The sequence below is a fragment of the Nocardia sp. NPDC057227 genome, from assembly GCF_042669725.1.
In the GTDB taxonomy this organism is placed as follows: Bacteria; Actinomycetota; Actinomycetes; order Mycobacteriales; family Mycobacteriaceae; genus Nocardia; species Nocardia asteroides_A.
Map to the genome: position 1 here is coordinate 418,032 of NZ_JBHUXA010000001.1, position 15,077 is coordinate 433,108.

A 15,077-nucleotide genomic window follows, 5' to 3' on the forward strand; every position below is an offset into this window, starting at 1 on the left:
CCCGAGTGGAGATCGCCACCCGGAATCCGGTTGTCCCGCGCGCAGGTTCGAGCCGTGCCAGGGACAGCGGTGCGCCCACCGGGTGTCGGGGCGGGGCATTCCCGAACCGCAGGTCCGCTCGACCCCCCAACCGTGAGGAATGTTTCGGCGCAACCTGTTTCGCTCGAACCCCGGGGTGTAGTTCCCACCGTTCCCGACTCCACGAACGTGGATGCCTGCCAACGGGAGACAGCGACGAATGGGAGCAAGGGATGCGCGTGGTGCGGAATTCGGTGATGGCGGCGCTCGTGTGCGCGGCGGTGGTCGCAGCGGCGCCCGCGGCGCAGGCGGGTCCCGAGCTCAACGCCACCGATCCCCGCGAGAGCGGTTGCGCGCGTGACTCGGTCATCACCGCGACCGTCCCGCTCACCGACCCGTCGGGCGCCCCGACCCGGCTGGTGATCACGGTCCGCCGCTCCCCCGGGTGCGACACGCGCTGGATCGACCTGATCAACCCCTACCCGTCCGGTTACGCGCAGGTGCAGACCTCGATCGCGGTCGCGTACACCGACATCGCCACCGGCCACACGGGGAACACCACCGGACTGCACCGCTCGCGGCAGGTGTTCGCCCCAGGCCGGACCTGCATCGAGGTGGGAGCCGTCGTCATCGGCGCGGGCCGGGTACTCGCCGGCGGTACGGAGCCGACCATGTTCTGCTGACGCACCCCGCGAATGCAGAATCACTACCCATGAGCCTGCTCTGGGACCAGCACGCGTCGCTCCCCCTGCACCTCGACGCCGAGGTCGAACCACTCACCCGCTTCGCCCACCCCGGCCCCACCTTCGTCTCGATCAACGTCGGCTACGCACCCCACGACTTCGCCGACGCCACCCGCCTGCTGCACCACTACCGCACCGCCGTCACCGCGCATCCCCGGCTGACCCTCGCCGAAACCGCACGGCAGATCCCGGACACCTCACCGGGAACGATCAGCGTCGCCTTCGACCTCGAGGACGCCGCACCCCTCGACGGCGACCTCGGCAACCTCTCCCATTTCGCCGCCCTCGGCGTCCGCACCCTCGCCCCGACCTACAACCACGCCAATATCGCAGGCGGCGGCTGCCTCGACACCGACGATCCCGGCCTCACCCGCTGGGGACGCGACCTGATCGAGCACATGAACGCGACAGCGATCGTGCCCGACGGCTCGCACTGCGGCGCCCGCACCGGGCTGGACATCTGCGAAATCTCCACCCGCCCGGTCGTCTACAGCCACTCGTGCATGCGCGCGGTGTGGGACCACCCCCGCAACATCACCGACGACCAAGCCAGGGCATGCGCCGAGACCGGCGGTGTCGTCGGCATCACCGGAGTCGGCATCTTCCTCGGCCCCAACACCCCCACGCTCGAGGCGATGACCCGCCACCTCGAATACGCCGTCGACCTCGTCGGCATCGACCACGTCGGCGTCAGCACCGACCACTCCTTCGACGCCGCGGACTTCCTCCGCGAGATCGCCCGCAACCCGCACCTGTTCGACGAGTCCTACACCCGCTGGGGCCCCATCACCTGGATGCCACCGGAGACCTTCCTCGCCCTCGGCGACCACCTCGCCGCACGCGGATGGGCACCCGCCGAGATCGCCGCCGTGCTCGGCGCCAACTTCCTGCGCGTCGCCCAGCGGACCTGGTGACTCAGAACAGCCCGAGCTGAGTCGAGATCCCGGGCGAGCGAACGGGACCCGGCACCACGCGCCGCCCGGCGAGCACCCCGAGATCGGCAAGGTAGCGATCCGCCTCCCCGTTCACCGTGACCGATGCCACGGAGCCGACCATCGCCCCCACGGTCAGGCAGTGGTCACCGGAGGTGAGGGTGTGCGGGTACTCGTCCCCGGCGATCCCGGCATGCTGCGCGGGCGGCTCCCACGGCTCCAGCGGCAGCACGGCCGAGGCGCTTTCCAGCACTTCGCGCGCCTCCTGGACGGCCCACCCGTGCGCCCGCTCGATCTCGGCGGCGGGCCGCGGACGGGAGAGCGCGGTCAGCTTGGCGCTGCGCCGCTTGCTCTGCACGATGTCGAGCGCGCCGGAGACCAGGTCTTCGTACTCCCGCGCGGTGACCCCGGAGTCGGCCCAGGCCAGGTAGGTGGCGCGGACGGCGCCCTGCTCGTCGAGGCGGGTCCGCTTGCGCGCGTGCACCGCCGTGCCGACCTTGCTGGAGGCGTCGGCGAAGGTGGCGATGTAGACCCAGTGCGGGCGGGCGACGTACTCGCGCAGGCCGTCCGGGATGTAGCCGCCGCGGTGCACGTGGTGGATGAAGCGGAACTCGTCGGCGGCGGCGCACTCCGCGCACTGCCGTCCGGTCACCGCGGGCCGGGCCGCGGGGCAGTCCCTGCCCTTCACCTCGCCGGAGGCGGCGAAGACCGCGTGCCCGGTGCAGAACTGCCCGGGCTCCGGCACGCTGAACGCCAGGGTCGTGCCGATCAGCGGGACGGCGGTGCGTTCCCCCGAGCCGACCTCGGCCAGGTCCAGGTGCGGGCTACCGCCCGTCCACGACACCGCGCGCACCAGATATCGCTCACCATCCCGCCAGCCGGCGCGCATGATCCACCCCCACGAGACTCGTCGACAACCCTTCCAACCTACCCCTCGACCGCAACCACGCTGTACCCCTTCGGATCCCGCGTGCTCAGCGCATCAGCGGCCGAGGTAGGCGGCGAGCCCGCCCAGCTCCGCACTGGCGATGAACACCGCCCGCACGTTCAGGATCGCCTCCTCGGCGTGCGCGGGGCAACCCCACGCCGAATCCCCCCACGAATCCGCGATCTTGATCTCCGCCACATCGGCACACCCCTCCGGCCCGCCGAGCTGGCACCGCTCCGGATGCGGCGCCGCCTCCTGCGCGGCGGCCGCCGAACGCAGCCGCCCCGCGAGTTCGGCGGCCGCCTCGGCCCGCCGCTCGGCTTCGGCCCGCAGCTCGTGCTCGGCGCGCAGCGCAACGGCCAACTCCTCGCGCGCGGCCTCGGCACGCGCCTCGGCGGCGGCCTTGGCCTGCTCGATGTGGTGGCGTTCGATGGCGAGCGCGGCGGTGCCCGCGAAGACGCGGGCGAGCGCCAGATCGCTGTCCCGCGGGACGCGCGGGCGCCGGTGGTACATGGCGAAGGTGCCGAGCAGGCTGCCGTCGCGGGCCAGGATCGGGGTCGACCAGCAGGCGGCGAGCTCGGCGCGCTCGGCGAGTTCGCGGAAGTCGGCCCAGAAGGGGTCGGTGCCGATGTCGGTGACGATCACCGGTTCCCGCCGGTGCGCGGCGGTGCCGCAGGAGCCGACGCCCTCGCCGGTGGCGATGCCGTCGATGGCCTCGTTGTAGAAGGCGGGCAGGCTGGGGGCCGCGCCGTGGCGCAGGTGCGCGCCGTCGGGGTCGGCGAGCAGCACCGAGACCAGGACCGGCTCGGGCACCAGGCTCTCGATCGAGCGCGCCATCCCGTCCAGTACCTCGGCGAGCGGCGCCTGCCTGGCGATGTGCTCGACCAGGATCCGCTGCTCGGCGAGCAGCCGCTGGGCGTGCTTGATCTGGGTGGTCTCGACCCCGATCACCTGGACCCCGCCGCGCCGCGGTTCGACGGTGAGGTCGAAGAACGCCTCCCGCGCGGGCGCGCCGGAGCCGAGCACGACGCGGAGGTCCCTGATGGTGGCGGCCTCGCCCGAGCGGTGCACCCGGTCGAGCACGGCCACGACGTCGCGGCCGACGGCGGCGGGCAGCAGCTCGGCCAGCGGGCGGCCCGCGGCTTCCCGGTCGCTGCCGATGGCGGTGTGGAAGGCGGGGTTGGCGGACTCGACCACGTGGTCGGGGCCCGCGAGCGTCGCGTACACCGCGACCGACTGTCCGAACAGATCGCGCAGGTCCTGCTCCGCCGTCGCGGCGGCGGTCTGCCCGGGTATCGCTGTCATTCGTGCCTCGGAATTCGGGTCGTCGGGGGTCGCCCGCAGGCGGGCCCCGGCCCGGTCGGGCAGTCGAGGTCGGGTCAGTAGACCAGACCGGGGCCGGGAAGCGCCAGCGATCAGGCCGGGGGCAGGACGGTTGCCGGGACGACGACGCTCGGCGCCGGCTGCCCCGGCGCGGGCGGCGGCAGCGTGTCGATCACCCGGACCACGAGGTCGTAGACGGCGGCGGCGAGCTCGGGGTCGTCGGCGGAGATGCCGCCGTGCGCGTTGTGGTCGAGCGCGACGAGGTAGTCGGCCATCTGCTCGCCGGTCAGGTCGATGCGGACCATGCCGTCGGCCTCCGGGACGAGCGTCACCGGCTCCTCGACGCCGGGATCGCCGAGCCGGACGTCGGTGCGCTGCCACACCTGCTCCGGCATGTGCAGTTCGAACACCGGGACGGCGGCCGCCCGGTCCTCTCGCCCGAGCTGCTCGGGCGGCGATTCCGCACACCCCGTGAGCAGCGCCAACCCCAGCACGCCCGCCATCAGCCGTGCCCTCGAGAATCCCGCGACCATCTGCCCCGTCCCCTGTCCCGCTGTGCTGTCGACCCCGCATTTCCACCGGCGCGACCGCGTAAACGTCACCACCCTGAGCACGTGTTATGTTCTAGAGTCATAAAAGTGATGCACGCCACTGCGGAGGCGATATGACTGCACCGGATCGGTTCGACCAGCTCGCCTCCCGCGTCGCCGGGGTGGCGCCGGTCGCGCGCACGCCGCTCGACTCCCCGTACGACATCTCCGACGAGCTCTTCGCCGCGCTGCGCCACGTGCTGCACGACGTCGGCGGCCAGCCCGACATCCCGGTGCCGTACCTGGAGAAGACCGAGGAGGAGTGGGAGATGAACACCTACGTCACCTGCGAATGCCTCGGCTGGCGCGGGGTGTGGAACTCCGAGGAGCGCCGCCGCGCGGAGAACGACCTCGGCGCCACCCTCTACTTCGGGCTGCCCTACTACGCCCGCTGGGCCATGGTCGCGGCGAAGACGCTGGTGGCGAAGGGGTACGTCACCCCCGACGAGCTGAGCGCCAAGCTCGACGAGGTCCGCGCCAGGCAGGCCGCGCGGTGACGGCCCGCCGCTTCGACATCGGCGACCGGGTCACCGTGCGCGCGGCCACCACCCTGTTCCACACCCGAACCCAGCTCTACACCCGCGGCCGCACCGGCACCGTCGTCGAGCACCGCCCGGAGTGGGTCATCCCCGAGGACGAGGCGTGGGGCCGCGACGACGGCCGCACCGAACCGTTCTACGTCGTCCGCTTCCGGCAGCACGACCTCTGGCCCGGCTACACCGGCTTCCCCGCCGACACCCTGCAGACCGAGATCTCCGAACACTGGCTGACCCCCGCACAGGAGGACGACACGCAGTGACCCACGACCACGACGACCACGCCCCCATCGAGACCGCAGGGCAGATCAGCGAATTCGAGGTGCTGGAGACCGCGATCCGCGAACTCGCCATCGAGAAGGGGCTGTTCTCCCGCGAGGACCACCGCCGCTTCGCCGAGTGGGCCGAGACCGTCGGCCCGCACGGCGGCTCCAAGCTGGTGGCCAGGGCCTGGACCGACCCGGAGTTCAAGGCGCGGCTGCTCGCCGACGGCACCGAGACCTGCCGGGAGGTCGGGATCGACTGGCGCGACCCCACCGGCTCCGGCACCCCGAGCGACTACACCTTCTTCTACGTCCTGGAGAACACCCCCGAGGTGCACAACGTCATCGTCTGCACGCTGTGCTCCTGCTACCCGCGCCCGGTGCTCGGCATGTCCCCGGACTGGTACCGCACGCCGAACTACCGCAGGCGCCTGGTGCGCAGGCCGCGCGAGGTGCTCGCCGAGTTCGGGCTGCACTTCCCGGCCGAGGTCGACGTCCGGGTGCACGACTCCAACCAGAAGTCCCGGTTCATGGTCATGCCCATGCGCCCGGCGGGCACCGAGGGCTGGACCGAGGAGCAGCTGGCCGCCATCGTCACCCGCGACACCATGATCGGGGTCGCGGTGCCGCAGGTCGGCTGGACCGCGCAGAAACCGCCGAGCCAGGCCGCGGACGCCATGCACGGGGAGGCCCGCGCATGACCGCGCCCTACGCCGTCCTGCTCGCCACCCTGCCCGACGGCACCGAGCGCGAACAGTCGCTGCCCGGCCTCGACCGCAGGCCGGACCCGTGGGAGTCGAGCATGCAGGCCACCTGCGAGTGCCTCTCCTGGCGCGGCGCACTCGACAACCTGGAGCGCAGGCACGCCGAGGACGCGCTCGGCGAGACCGTCTACCGCGACTTCCCGGTCCGCACCCGCTCGGCGGTGATCACCGCGCACACGCTGCTGGACCGCGGCGTGATCGACCAGGACGAGCTGGCGGCGCGGATGGCCGCGGTCCGGGAGCGGTTGCATCGGGAGTAGCGGACCCGGCTGTGGTTGATTGGGTGGATGTATCGCACCGTCGAACGGCCGGTCCGCACCAATGGCGTGACGCTGCGGGTGACCGAGGCCGGTGATCGCGGCGCGCCGGTCGTGGTGCTCGCGCACGGCTTCCCCGAGCTCGCGTTCTCCTGGCGGCACCAGATCCCCGCGCTCGCCGGCGCGGGGTATCACGTGCTCGCCCCCGACCAGCGGGGGTACGGCGGGTCGGAGCGGCCGGCGGCCGTCGAGGACTACGACATCGCCTGCCTCACCGGCGATCTCGCCGGGCTGCTGGACGATGTCGGGGCCGAGCGGGCGGTGATCGTCGGGCACGACTGGGGCGCCACCGTGACCGCCGGGTTCGCGCAGCTGCATCCCGAGCGCACCACCGCCGTCGCGGTGCTGAGCGTGCCGCCGACGCCGCGCCCGCCGGTCCCGCCCATGCGGGTGCTGGCCAAGCGTTTCGGCGAGAACTTCTACTACATGCTCCACTTCCAGCCGGTCGGGCCCGCCGACGCCGAGCTCGACGCCGATCCGGGGACCGCGCTCCGCCGCCTGCTCAGCGGGTTGCGCGCCGGTACCGATCCGCGGGCACAGGCAGCCATGCTGCGGTTGGTGGCGCCGGGGCCGGAGGGGTTCGTCGAACGCCTGCCCGAGCCCGAGAGCGATCCGGACTGGATCACCGCCGAGGAGATCGACCACTACGCCGCCGAGTTCACCCGCACCGGCTTCACCGGCGGGCTGAACTGGTACCGCAATATCGATCGCAACTGGGAACTGCTCGCCGGCGCCCCCACCATCGACGTGCCCACCCTGTTCCTCGCGGGCACCGACGACTTCACCCTGCTCACCACGCCGCGGCACCGCATGCGCGAGATCCTGACCGGGCCCTGCCGGGAGGTCATGATCGAGGGGGCGGGGCACTGGGTGCAGCAGGAACGTCCGGCGGAGGTGAATGCCGAGCTGCTCGCCTTCCTGCGGGGGCTGGGCTGAGACCGTTTCGTCCGGAACCTCCCGGGTAGAGCAGACTCACTGCCCCGAGAGATAGGTGCCCGCGCGGCGAACGACGATGACCGAGAACGATATCGAAGGCGCCTACCTGGCCGCCGGAATCGCGCTGCTGCTCGCGGCGACCCTGCCCCGCCTGTTCAAGGATCGGGCGATCACCGCGCCGATGCTGGTCGTCGGGATCGGGGCCCTGGCGGGGCTCGCGATCGGGCGCACCGACATCGACGTGGTCTCCCCGCTCGCGCACCCGGCGGTGATCGAGCACCTGGCCGAGCTGTGCGTGATCGTGGCGCTCATGGGCGTCGGGCTGGCGATCGACCGGCCGCTGCACTGGCGCACCTGGCGCTCCACCTGGCGCCTGTTGCTCATCGCCATGCCGGTCTGCATCGCGGCGGTTGCGGTGTTCGGCTGGTGGGCGGCGGCGCTGCCGCCCGCGGCGGCGGTGCTGCTCGGGGCGGTGCTCGCCCCGACCGACCCGGTGCTCGCCTCCGACGTGCAGGTGGAGGGGCCGACGCCGGGCGAGGGCTCGGACAAGGAGGACGACGAGGTGCGCTTCGCGCTCACCTCGGAGGCCGGGCTCAACGACGCCCTCGCCTTCCCCTTCGTCTACCTGGCGATCATGCTCGCGACGGCGGGGCCGATCCTGACCTGGCTGCCCGGCTGGGTGGCGTGGGAGCTGATCGGCAAGGTGGCGCTCGGCGTGGCCGCGGGGTGGATCGCGGGCGACCTGCTCGGCCGCGGCTTCTTCCGCTTCCCCGTCCGCGACGCGCGGCTCGCCGACCGCGGCGAGCCGATCGTGGCGCTGGCGGCGGTGCTCGCGGTGTACGGGCTCACCGAGCTGATCGGCGGGTACGGCTTCATCGCGGTCTTCGCCTGCGCCGTCGCCATGCGGCGGATCGAGCGCGACAACGACTACCACGAGGAGATGCACAGCCTCGTCGAGCAGCTCGAGCACGTGCTGACCCTGGTCGTGCTGCTGCTCCTCGGCGCCGCGCTCACCTCGGGGCTGCTGGCGGCGCTGGACTGGCGGGGCGCGCTGCTCGGGGTGCTGCTGGTCTTCGTGATCCGCCCGGTCGCGGCGTGGCTGTCGCTGCGGCGCTGCCCGGAGCTGAACCCGAGGGAGCGCCGCGTGACCGCGTTCTTCGGGGTGCGCGGCATCGGCTCGGTGTACTACGTCGCCTACGCGCTCGCGCAGACCGACTTCGGGGCGGCGGGCGAGACCGTCTGGGCGATCACGGCGTTCACCATCGTGCTGTCGGTGCTCGTGCACGGCGCCAGCGCGGGCTGGGTGATGAGCAGGCTGGACGGGGAGCGCAGCGCGGCGAAGTAGCCCCTACTCCGGCGCCGCCTGGAAGAAGTCGGTGAAGCCGCTCGGCCGGTGCACGCCGATCACGCCGTGCTCGTAGAGCCCCCAGCCGACCCGCGGCTCCATCCCCTCCTCGTGCCAGACCGCGCGCCCGACATTGTCGGTGAGCCCGAAGGGCAGCCTGCCGACCACCTCGGGCGCGGTCATGTCGTAGTTCCGCCGCTCGGTGAAGTTCTCGCCGTGCCACTGGCCGTGCAGCCAGTCCGGGTCGGGGCTGTACCCGCCGCCGACGCCGATGGCGAGGAACAGCTTCGACTCCAGCTCCAGCCGCACCTCGGCGCCGTCGCGGGTGCGCAGCGCGAGGGTGCCGGTGGCGGGCAGGCGGGTGCCGGGCCGGTAGCTGGTCGAGACCAGCGGCCAGCCGAGCTGCTCGGTGCGGCCGTCGGGCCAGACGCGGTGGCAGTCGTTGAGGCTGCGCTCGCCGTCGGCGTCCTCCTGGATGATGATCACGACGGCGAAGTCCTCGAAGGCGATCGGGGCGTAGAGCCACCACATGCCGCCGAAGGGCGGGTCGGCGGGGCGCCCGGCGGGTTCGGCCTCGCCGATCGGGCGCAGCCCCCAGGAGCGGTCGCGGGTGCCGGTGAAACGGTCGGGGGTCACCGGGTAGACGGTGCCGTCGATGCTGATCGCGCCCTCCCAGGTGCCGACCTGGGCGAAGCGCTGCGCGTCGATGATGGTGCGGTGGCTGCCCGAGCGCATGACGTGGCGCTGCTCCGGGATGGCGGGGAACGAGGCGCGCCAGGTCATGTCGACGGCGACGCCGTCGGTCTCCGCGATCACCAGCCGCGAGGTGGTCAGCGGCTCGACCACCTCCAGCCGGTAGTTCCCGCAGTGCTGGTTCAGCCGGTCGCTGTCGATCGTGTCGCCGAAGTGCAGCGCGATCTGCTCCTCCCGGCGGCGGACGACGAAGAAGGCGTCCTTGGTGCCCAGGTTCGGGTAGTAGCCGATGCCGGTGATCAGCATGAGCTCGCCGGAGTGGTCGAGCGCGTTCCAGTAGGACCGGTCGTAGAAGTTGCGGTCGCCGCCCACCCATTCGATGGGGGCGGGGATCTGGTGGATGGGGTACTCGTCGAGCGGGAATACCCCGGGCACGTGCGGCACGTTCGGCTCCTCGGATTCGGTTCAGGGACGGCTGATCAGGGTCACCACACCGCGGTCGCCGTCCACCCGGACGCGGTCGCCGGTGCGCAGCGCGGTGGTCGCCACCAGGGTGTTCACCACGCACGGCAGCCCGTACTCGCGGGCGACGACGGCGCCGTGCGAGACCGAGCTGCCGATGTCGGTGACCAGCGCGGCGATCACCGCGAAGTACGGGGTCCAGCCGACATCGGTCACCGGGGCGACGAGCACCTCGCCGGGGCGGAGGTCGCGCGCCTCGACGATCGACTGCGCCACCCGGACGACGCCCGTCACCACGCCGCGCCCGGCGGGGCGGCCGACGATCTCCCCGTCGGCCGGGACGGCGACGGCGGCGCGCGGCGGGGCGGGCTCCGGCCGCCCCACCGAGACGTCGGGGAAGTGCAGCGCGGCCTGGAACGGCAGCGCCAGGCGGCGCTGCTCCGCCCGCGGCACGAGGGAGGTGTCGCCGTCGACGAGCCGGGCGAGTTCGGCGCGGTCGAAGAAGAAGACGAGGTCGGCGTCGGGCAGGTCGCCGCGCTCGCTGAGCACCGCGCCGAGGTGCCGGTAGCCGCGCTTGAGCCGGTGCGCGACCTGGGCCATCCGGGACTTCGTCTCCTCCCGGCCCCTGGCCCCGCCCTGGGCGAGCCGGGCGAGGAGCCGCAGCGCGCCGCGGCGCGGACCGGGGGCCGCGGCCTCCTCGCGCTCCGGCGCGGGGGCCCGCAGCATGATCTGCATCATCGAGCCGAGCCCGTCGGGATCGTCGGCCCAGGAGGGGTCGCGCATGCACAGCTCGCGGTAGCCGCGGTGGCCGTGCCGCGCCAGGAATCCGCGCAGCGCCGCCCCGGCCGGGCTCTGCGCCGCCACCAGCGACTCGACCGCGTCGGCCGGTGCCGCCGACAGGAACGCCGCGGCGGCGTCCGGGTCGGCGGCGAGCAGGGTGATGACACCGGTCAGCTGCTCGACCATGACGACGCTCTCCACGTCGGTGGCCCCGGCCAGCAGCCGGATCGCCTCGGCGCGGCCGTCCGCCTCGCTCGCACCCCGCCGCACGGCGGCGCGGATCAGCCGATCCTCCAGGATGTTCGCCGCCACCGCCGCCCGCGACGAGGAGCGGACGTGGGTGAGCGTCACCCGGCGATACAGCTCGACCCCGGCCTCCAGCTGCGCCAGGACGACCCGCGGATCGCGCCCGGAGATCACCGGGAACCCGTCGATCTCCGCGCGAAGCCCGCGGATGGCAGGGCCGACGCTGAGCGTGAAGGCGCTGAGCCGCACCGTGTTCCGCAACCGCTGCCCGAACGGCTTGGGCGGAGCCGCCTCGAGCTCGTCCACCACGCGGCCGCAGACCGACATCGAGAACTGCTCGCGCGAGTTGCCGAGGATGCCCGAGCTCAGCGCGGTGCCCTCGCTCAGGTTCAGGAACATGTGGCCGTAGAAGTAGCCGACCTGCGGCCAGCGCTCCTCGTACCCCCGCTGCACCCCGCCGATGACCTGCACCATCTGCATGGCGTAGTCGATGGCGTACCCGCTGACCGCCGCGGTGAGCGGGCAGAAGGCGCCCGGCATCATCTCGCCGATATTGCAGCGGGTGTAGACGTGCCCGGCCGAGACGGGGGTGTCCATCTCGTCCAGCTCGCCGGGCAGGGTGGTGATCGGGCGGGCCTGCAGCCACCACAGCGTGCCCGCGCGGTCGATCGCCCACTCCAGGTCCAGCGGCCTGCCCCAGTGCGCGGCGGCGGTCTGCGCGCCGGTGCGGATGGCGGCGAGCTGGTCGGGCGCGAGCACAGGGTGCGGGCCGACCTCGCTGGTCACCGGGGTGCCCGCGGCGGTGAGGACGTGGTGGTCCGAGTGCCCGGAGCCGTCGACCAGGCTCTCCCCCAGCCCGTGCACCGCGTCGATCACCAGCAGGTCGCGGCGCCCGGAGACCGGGTCGGCGGTGAAGACCACCCCGGCCGCGGCGGCGTCGACCAGTTGCTGCACCACGACGTGCATGGCGCCGCCCGCGCCGTAGTGCGTGGCGCGGCCGGAGTCGGCGGAGGCGACGCAGCGGTGCACGGCGGCGACCAGGTCGCGCTCGGTGCCGACGCCGAGCACCGTCTCGTACTGGCCGGCGAAGGAGAGCTCGGCGCCGTCCTCCCCCGCGGCCGACGAGCGCACCGCCACCGGCGTCGATCCGGCGGCCCGCATGCGCGAGAATCGTTCCATGACGGCAGCAGCAGGGATCGCGGCGGCGTCGGCGATCGCGAAGCCGGGCGGCACCGGCAGGCCGAGCCGCATCAGTTCGGCGAGTCCGCTCGCCTTGCCGCCGAAGCTGTCGTCCGTGATGTCGCGCAGGTCGGCGACCACGGGTCCGGTAGTGCCCACGGGCGAAACGTTACGCGTGTCACGGAAATGACGGAGCAGAATGGGCGACCCCGCGACACCCGGATCGATTCGGCGGTCCTGAGCGCTGCGGCCGAGCTGCTCACCGAGGTCGGCTACGCCGATCTGACCATGGCCGCCATCGCCGACCGGGCGGGCACCTCGCGGCCCGCCGTCTACCGGCGCTGGCCCAGCAAGGCGCACCTGGTGCACGAGGCGGTGTTCCGCGAGGCCGACACCTCGGCCGTCGCCGCCACCGGCGCGCTGGAGACCGACCTGCGCGCCGTCGTCACCCGCACCGTCGCGCTGCTCACCTCGCCGCTGGCCCGGCTCGCCGTCCCCGGCCTGATCGGCGAGGCCGCCGCCGACGCCACCCTGAACCAGCGGCTGCTCGACCGCTTCGCCGTGCAGGGCTGGCGCGGACTGGACGGCCACCTCGCCGCCGCCATCGAGCGCGGCGAGCTGCGGCCCGGGTTCGACGGCGGCGTCCTGCTGGAGGTGGTGATCGGCGCGGCGCTGGCCGCCCTGCTCATCCGCGGGCCGGACGGGCTCACCGACGCCTGGGTGCAGAGCACGACGCGACTGCTGCTCGACGGGCTCCGCGCGCCCTGAGCACCGATCGACGGCGGTCTCGCACCGCCGGCTCCACGAGCAGCAGCGCGAGGCGTACGAATGACAGGATCAACCCCGTGACCGATTTTGCGCTGCTCGACCTCGCCCGCGACATCGACGCCCGCTGCCGCCTGCACGGCCGCTTCACCCTGCGCTCCGGCGCCACCAGCACCGAGTACTTCGACAAGTACCTCTTCGAGGCCGACCCGCGGCTGCTGCGCCGGGTCGCCGAACAGATGGCGGGCCTGGTGCCCGCGGGCACCGACCTGCTCGGCGGGCTCGAACTCGGCGGCGTGCCGCTGGCGACCGTGCTGAGCCAGATCACCGGGCTGCCGACCCTGTTCGTCCGCAAGCAGGCCAAGACCTACGGCACGGGCAGGCTCGCCGAAGGCGGCGAGTTCGCCGGTGCGACGGTAACCCTCATCGAGGATGTCATCACCACCGGCGGCGCCGTCCGCGCCGCCGCCTCGGCGCTCCGGGACGGCGGCGGGCTCGTCACCACGGTGGTCTGCGCCATCGACCGCTCCCCCGCCGCCGAACACCCCCTCGCCGCCGACGACGTCGCCGTCCGCGCGGTCCTCACCAAAGATCTCCTCGACCGGAGCCGATGATTCCGCCGGAGGCCACGCCGCGGGCGATGGGCGCCGCGCTCGAGACCGAGCGGATGTCGTTGCGGCTGTTCGACGTCGGGGACGTCACCGAGCTCTCTACCTCTGCGCGGAGTGAATTCCCCTACGGTGGCCGCATGGAAGAGGACAGGGTCCACGACCTCCCGTTCGGCGCGGCCGCGGCCGCGTATGCCGAGCACCGCCCCGACTACGCACCGGAGGCGGTGCGCTGGGCGCTGGGACTCGCACCGGGCTCGCGGGTGCTCGATCTCGGCGCCGGGACCGGGAAGCTGACCGGCGTACTTGCCGCACTGGGCACCGAGGTGGTCGCGGTCGAGCCGGACCCGGCGATGCTGGCCGAACTGCGGCGCGCACTGCCGGAGGTGCGCGCCCTGCGCGGCAGCGCCGAGGCGATCCCGCTTCCGGACGACTCCGTCGACGCCGTGCTGGCGGGCAATGCCATGCACTGGTTCGACATGGCCGCGGCAGGCCCCGAGCTGACCAGGGTGCTCGCGCCGGGCGGAACGGTGGCGGGGCTGTGGAACGTGCTGGACGACCGGGTCGGCTGGGTCGCCGGGCTGGAACGGGTCAGTGGCCGCGTGGTGATCGGCCCCCGGGACACGCACAGCCGCTGGCGCACCGCGACCGGTCCGTTTCTCCCGACGGCAGGCCGGTTCGGCGAACCGGAGCAGGCCGAATTCCCGCACGGTCAGCGCCGCACCGCCGACACGCTGGTCGCGACGCTGGCAACCCGCGCGGGCGTACTCACCCTCCCCGAGCAGGAACGAACCACCCTGCTCGACCGCATCCACACCTACCTCACCACCACCCCGGAAACCGCGAACGGCGAATTCGTACTGCCGATGCTCACCGGCGTCCAGCGGGCCCCCGCGAGGTGAGCCGAACCGCTTCGCCGTGGCGCGCCGACGGCGTGCACCTCGGCGACCTCGGCAGTCACCTCGTCGCGGCGGAGATGCCCCGCGATATTCCCGGCCCGCAACCGGATTCGGTGCATTGACCGCACCCGGGCAGAACGCGACAAATCGCGGTGGGACGCGCCGAACTTCCCCGCGACCGGTGCCGCGGGGACGCTGCGCGGGGACACTGGTGGGTCGATCGGTGTCCGTGGGGCACGAAGGAACGGAAGGTGGTCCGGCGTGCCTCCGCAGTGGTACCGATTCGTCCTCGCCGGCGAGCTCGACCCCGAGCAGCTCTCCGCCTTCCCCGACCTGATCCGGGCGCTCGGCACGGCAGCGGGAACGACGGTGCTCTCCGGCCCCGCCGACACCACGCGCGACCTGCAGCTCCTCCTGGCCCGCTTCCGCCAGCGCGGCCTCACCGTGTTGGGCAGCTTCCGCCTGCTCGAGGCACCGGACTTCGGGACGCGGCCCGGCCGGGAGTGAGGGGAATTCGGTGCGGATGGCGCCGGGCCGAGCTGCGTGATACATCTCGACCCGGACCACCGGTATCCGACCGCCCGGGTCGTGGCGGCTCAAGCCGAACCCGGACAAGCTGAGTGTAGCCGAAAGCTAGGGACTTTGGTCCCTTGAAAGACATCAATTTCGGTGAATTTCGGCGGGCGCCGCGATTCTCGATTCACCTGCGACGATGCCGATGGCCCTGCGGCCGGGCAAGTCCCAGTTCCG

The 15,077-nt window shown here is 72.9% G+C and carries 17 protein-coding genes; 12 read left to right on the forward strand and 5 right to left on the reverse strand.

Annotated features, from left to right (window positions below):
* The first annotated feature begins 275 nt into the window (after nt 1-275).
* Together ACFUJ1_RS02175 and ACFUJ1_RS02180 are read left to right on the forward strand one after the other, a co-directional pair.
* Entirely contained in the window at nt 276-701 is a 426-nt protein-coding gene (locus ACFUJ1_RS02175; RefSeq protein WP_378641525.1) for a hypothetical protein, read from the forward strand.
* Between the two features lie 29 nt (nt 702-730).
* On the forward strand, nt 731-1,675 hold the full coding sequence (locus ACFUJ1_RS02180) for a dipeptidase (protein WP_378641527.1): 945 nt from the start codon (nt 731-733) through the stop codon (nt 1,673-1,675).
* A gap of 1 nt (nt 1,676) precedes the next feature.
* Here the strand turns inward: ACFUJ1_RS02180 and ACFUJ1_RS02185 are convergent, their stop codons facing one another.
* The 3 genes from ACFUJ1_RS02185 to ACFUJ1_RS02195 all read right to left on the reverse strand — a co-directional run bounded on the left by ACFUJ1_RS02185 (nt 1,677) and on the right by ACFUJ1_RS02195 (nt 4,477).
* Complete coding sequence (locus ACFUJ1_RS02185) at nt 1,677-2,582, reverse strand: DUF2797 domain-containing protein (RefSeq protein ID WP_378641528.1); 906 nt, start codon at nt 2,580-2,582, stop codon at nt 1,677-1,679.
* 93 nt (nt 2,583-2,675) lie between these two features.
* A complete protein-coding gene (locus ACFUJ1_RS02190) occupies nt 2,676-3,926 on the reverse strand; it encodes a GAF domain-containing protein (protein ID WP_378641530.1) in 1,251 nt (416 codons plus the stop codon).
* Between the two features lie 110 nt (nt 3,927-4,036).
* Nucleotides 4,037-4,477: a hypothetical protein gene (locus ACFUJ1_RS02195; RefSeq protein ID WP_378641532.1), complete on the reverse strand. Its 441-nt coding sequence runs from the start codon at nt 4,475-4,477 to the stop codon at nt 4,037-4,039.
* Nucleotides 4,478-4,608: 131 nt separating this feature from the next.
* Between ACFUJ1_RS02195 and ACFUJ1_RS02200 the strand changes: the two genes are divergently transcribed.
* The 6 genes from ACFUJ1_RS02200 (at nt 4,609) to ACFUJ1_RS02225 (ending at nt 8,695) form a co-directional block, all read left to right on the forward strand.
* Complete coding sequence (locus ACFUJ1_RS02200) at nt 4,609-5,031, forward strand: hypothetical protein (RefSeq protein WP_378641534.1); 423 nt, start codon at nt 4,609-4,611, stop codon at nt 5,029-5,031.
* Nucleotides 5,028-5,333, forward strand: coding sequence for an SH3-like domain-containing protein (locus ACFUJ1_RS02205; RefSeq protein ID WP_378641536.1), 306 nt, complete (start codon nt 5,028-5,030; stop codon nt 5,331-5,333). The genes ACFUJ1_RS02200 and ACFUJ1_RS02205 overlap by 4 nt, the downstream gene beginning before the upstream one ends.
* The gene (scnC, locus tag ACFUJ1_RS02210; RefSeq protein ID WP_378641538.1) at nt 5,330-6,034 is read left to right on the forward strand and encodes a thiocyanate hydrolase subunit gamma; all 705 of its coding nucleotides are present in this window, start codon (nt 5,330-5,332) and stop codon (nt 6,032-6,034) included. The genes ACFUJ1_RS02205 and scnC overlap by 4 nt, the downstream gene beginning before the upstream one ends.
* Complete coding sequence (locus ACFUJ1_RS02215; RefSeq protein WP_378641540.1) at nt 6,031-6,357, forward strand: ScnB; 327 nt, start codon at nt 6,031-6,033, stop codon at nt 6,355-6,357. The genes scnC and ACFUJ1_RS02215 overlap by 4 nt, the downstream gene beginning before the upstream one ends.
* Nucleotides 6,358-6,384: 27 nt before the next feature.
* On the forward strand, nt 6,385-7,350 hold the full coding sequence (locus ACFUJ1_RS02220; protein WP_378641542.1) for an alpha/beta fold hydrolase: 966 nt from the start codon (nt 6,385-6,387) through the stop codon (nt 7,348-7,350).
* Between the two features lie 76 nt (nt 7,351-7,426).
* Nucleotides 7,427-8,695: a cation:proton antiporter gene (locus tag ACFUJ1_RS02225; protein WP_378641544.1), complete on the forward strand. Its 1,269-nt coding sequence runs from the start codon at nt 7,427-7,429 to the stop codon at nt 8,693-8,695.
* Nucleotides 8,696-8,698: 3 nt separating this feature from the next.
* On the opposite strand, the gene ACFUJ1_RS02230 is transcribed toward ACFUJ1_RS02225, so the two are convergent.
* Nucleotides 8,699-9,823 (reverse strand): hypothetical protein, encoded by a 1,125-nt coding sequence (locus ACFUJ1_RS02230; RefSeq protein ID WP_378641903.1) that lies wholly within the window; start codon nt 9,821-9,823, stop codon nt 8,699-8,701.
* 30 nt (nt 9,824-9,853) lie between these two features.
* Nucleotides 9,854-12,214, reverse strand: coding sequence for a PEP/pyruvate-binding domain-containing protein (locus tag ACFUJ1_RS02235; RefSeq protein ID WP_378641546.1), 2,361 nt, complete (start codon nt 12,212-12,214; stop codon nt 9,854-9,856).
* A gap of 27 nt (nt 12,215-12,241) precedes the next feature.
* Here ACFUJ1_RS02235 and ACFUJ1_RS02240 point away from each other — a divergent pair, with 27 nt between their 5' ends.
* From ACFUJ1_RS02240 to ACFUJ1_RS02255, 4 genes are all read left to right on the forward strand, one after another.
* A complete protein-coding gene (locus tag ACFUJ1_RS02240) occupies nt 12,242-12,823 on the forward strand; it encodes a TetR/AcrR family transcriptional regulator (RefSeq protein ID WP_378641548.1) in 582 nt (193 codons plus the stop codon).
* Nucleotides 12,824-12,900: 77 nt separating this feature from the next.
* Entirely contained in the window at nt 12,901-13,434 is a 534-nt protein-coding gene (gene pyrE, locus ACFUJ1_RS02245) for an orotate phosphoribosyltransferase (protein ID WP_378641550.1), read from the forward strand.
* 134 nt (nt 13,435-13,568) lie between these two features.
* Nucleotides 13,569-14,330, forward strand: a complete 762-nt coding sequence (locus tag ACFUJ1_RS02250; RefSeq protein WP_378641552.1) for a class I SAM-dependent methyltransferase — start codon at nt 13,569-13,571, stop codon at nt 14,328-14,330.
* A gap of 258 nt (nt 14,331-14,588) precedes the next feature.
* Nucleotides 14,589-14,834: a hypothetical protein gene (locus ACFUJ1_RS02255; protein ID WP_378641553.1), complete on the forward strand. Its 246-nt coding sequence runs from the start codon at nt 14,589-14,591 to the stop codon at nt 14,832-14,834.
* The last annotated feature ends 243 nt before the right edge of the window (nt 14,835-15,077 follow it).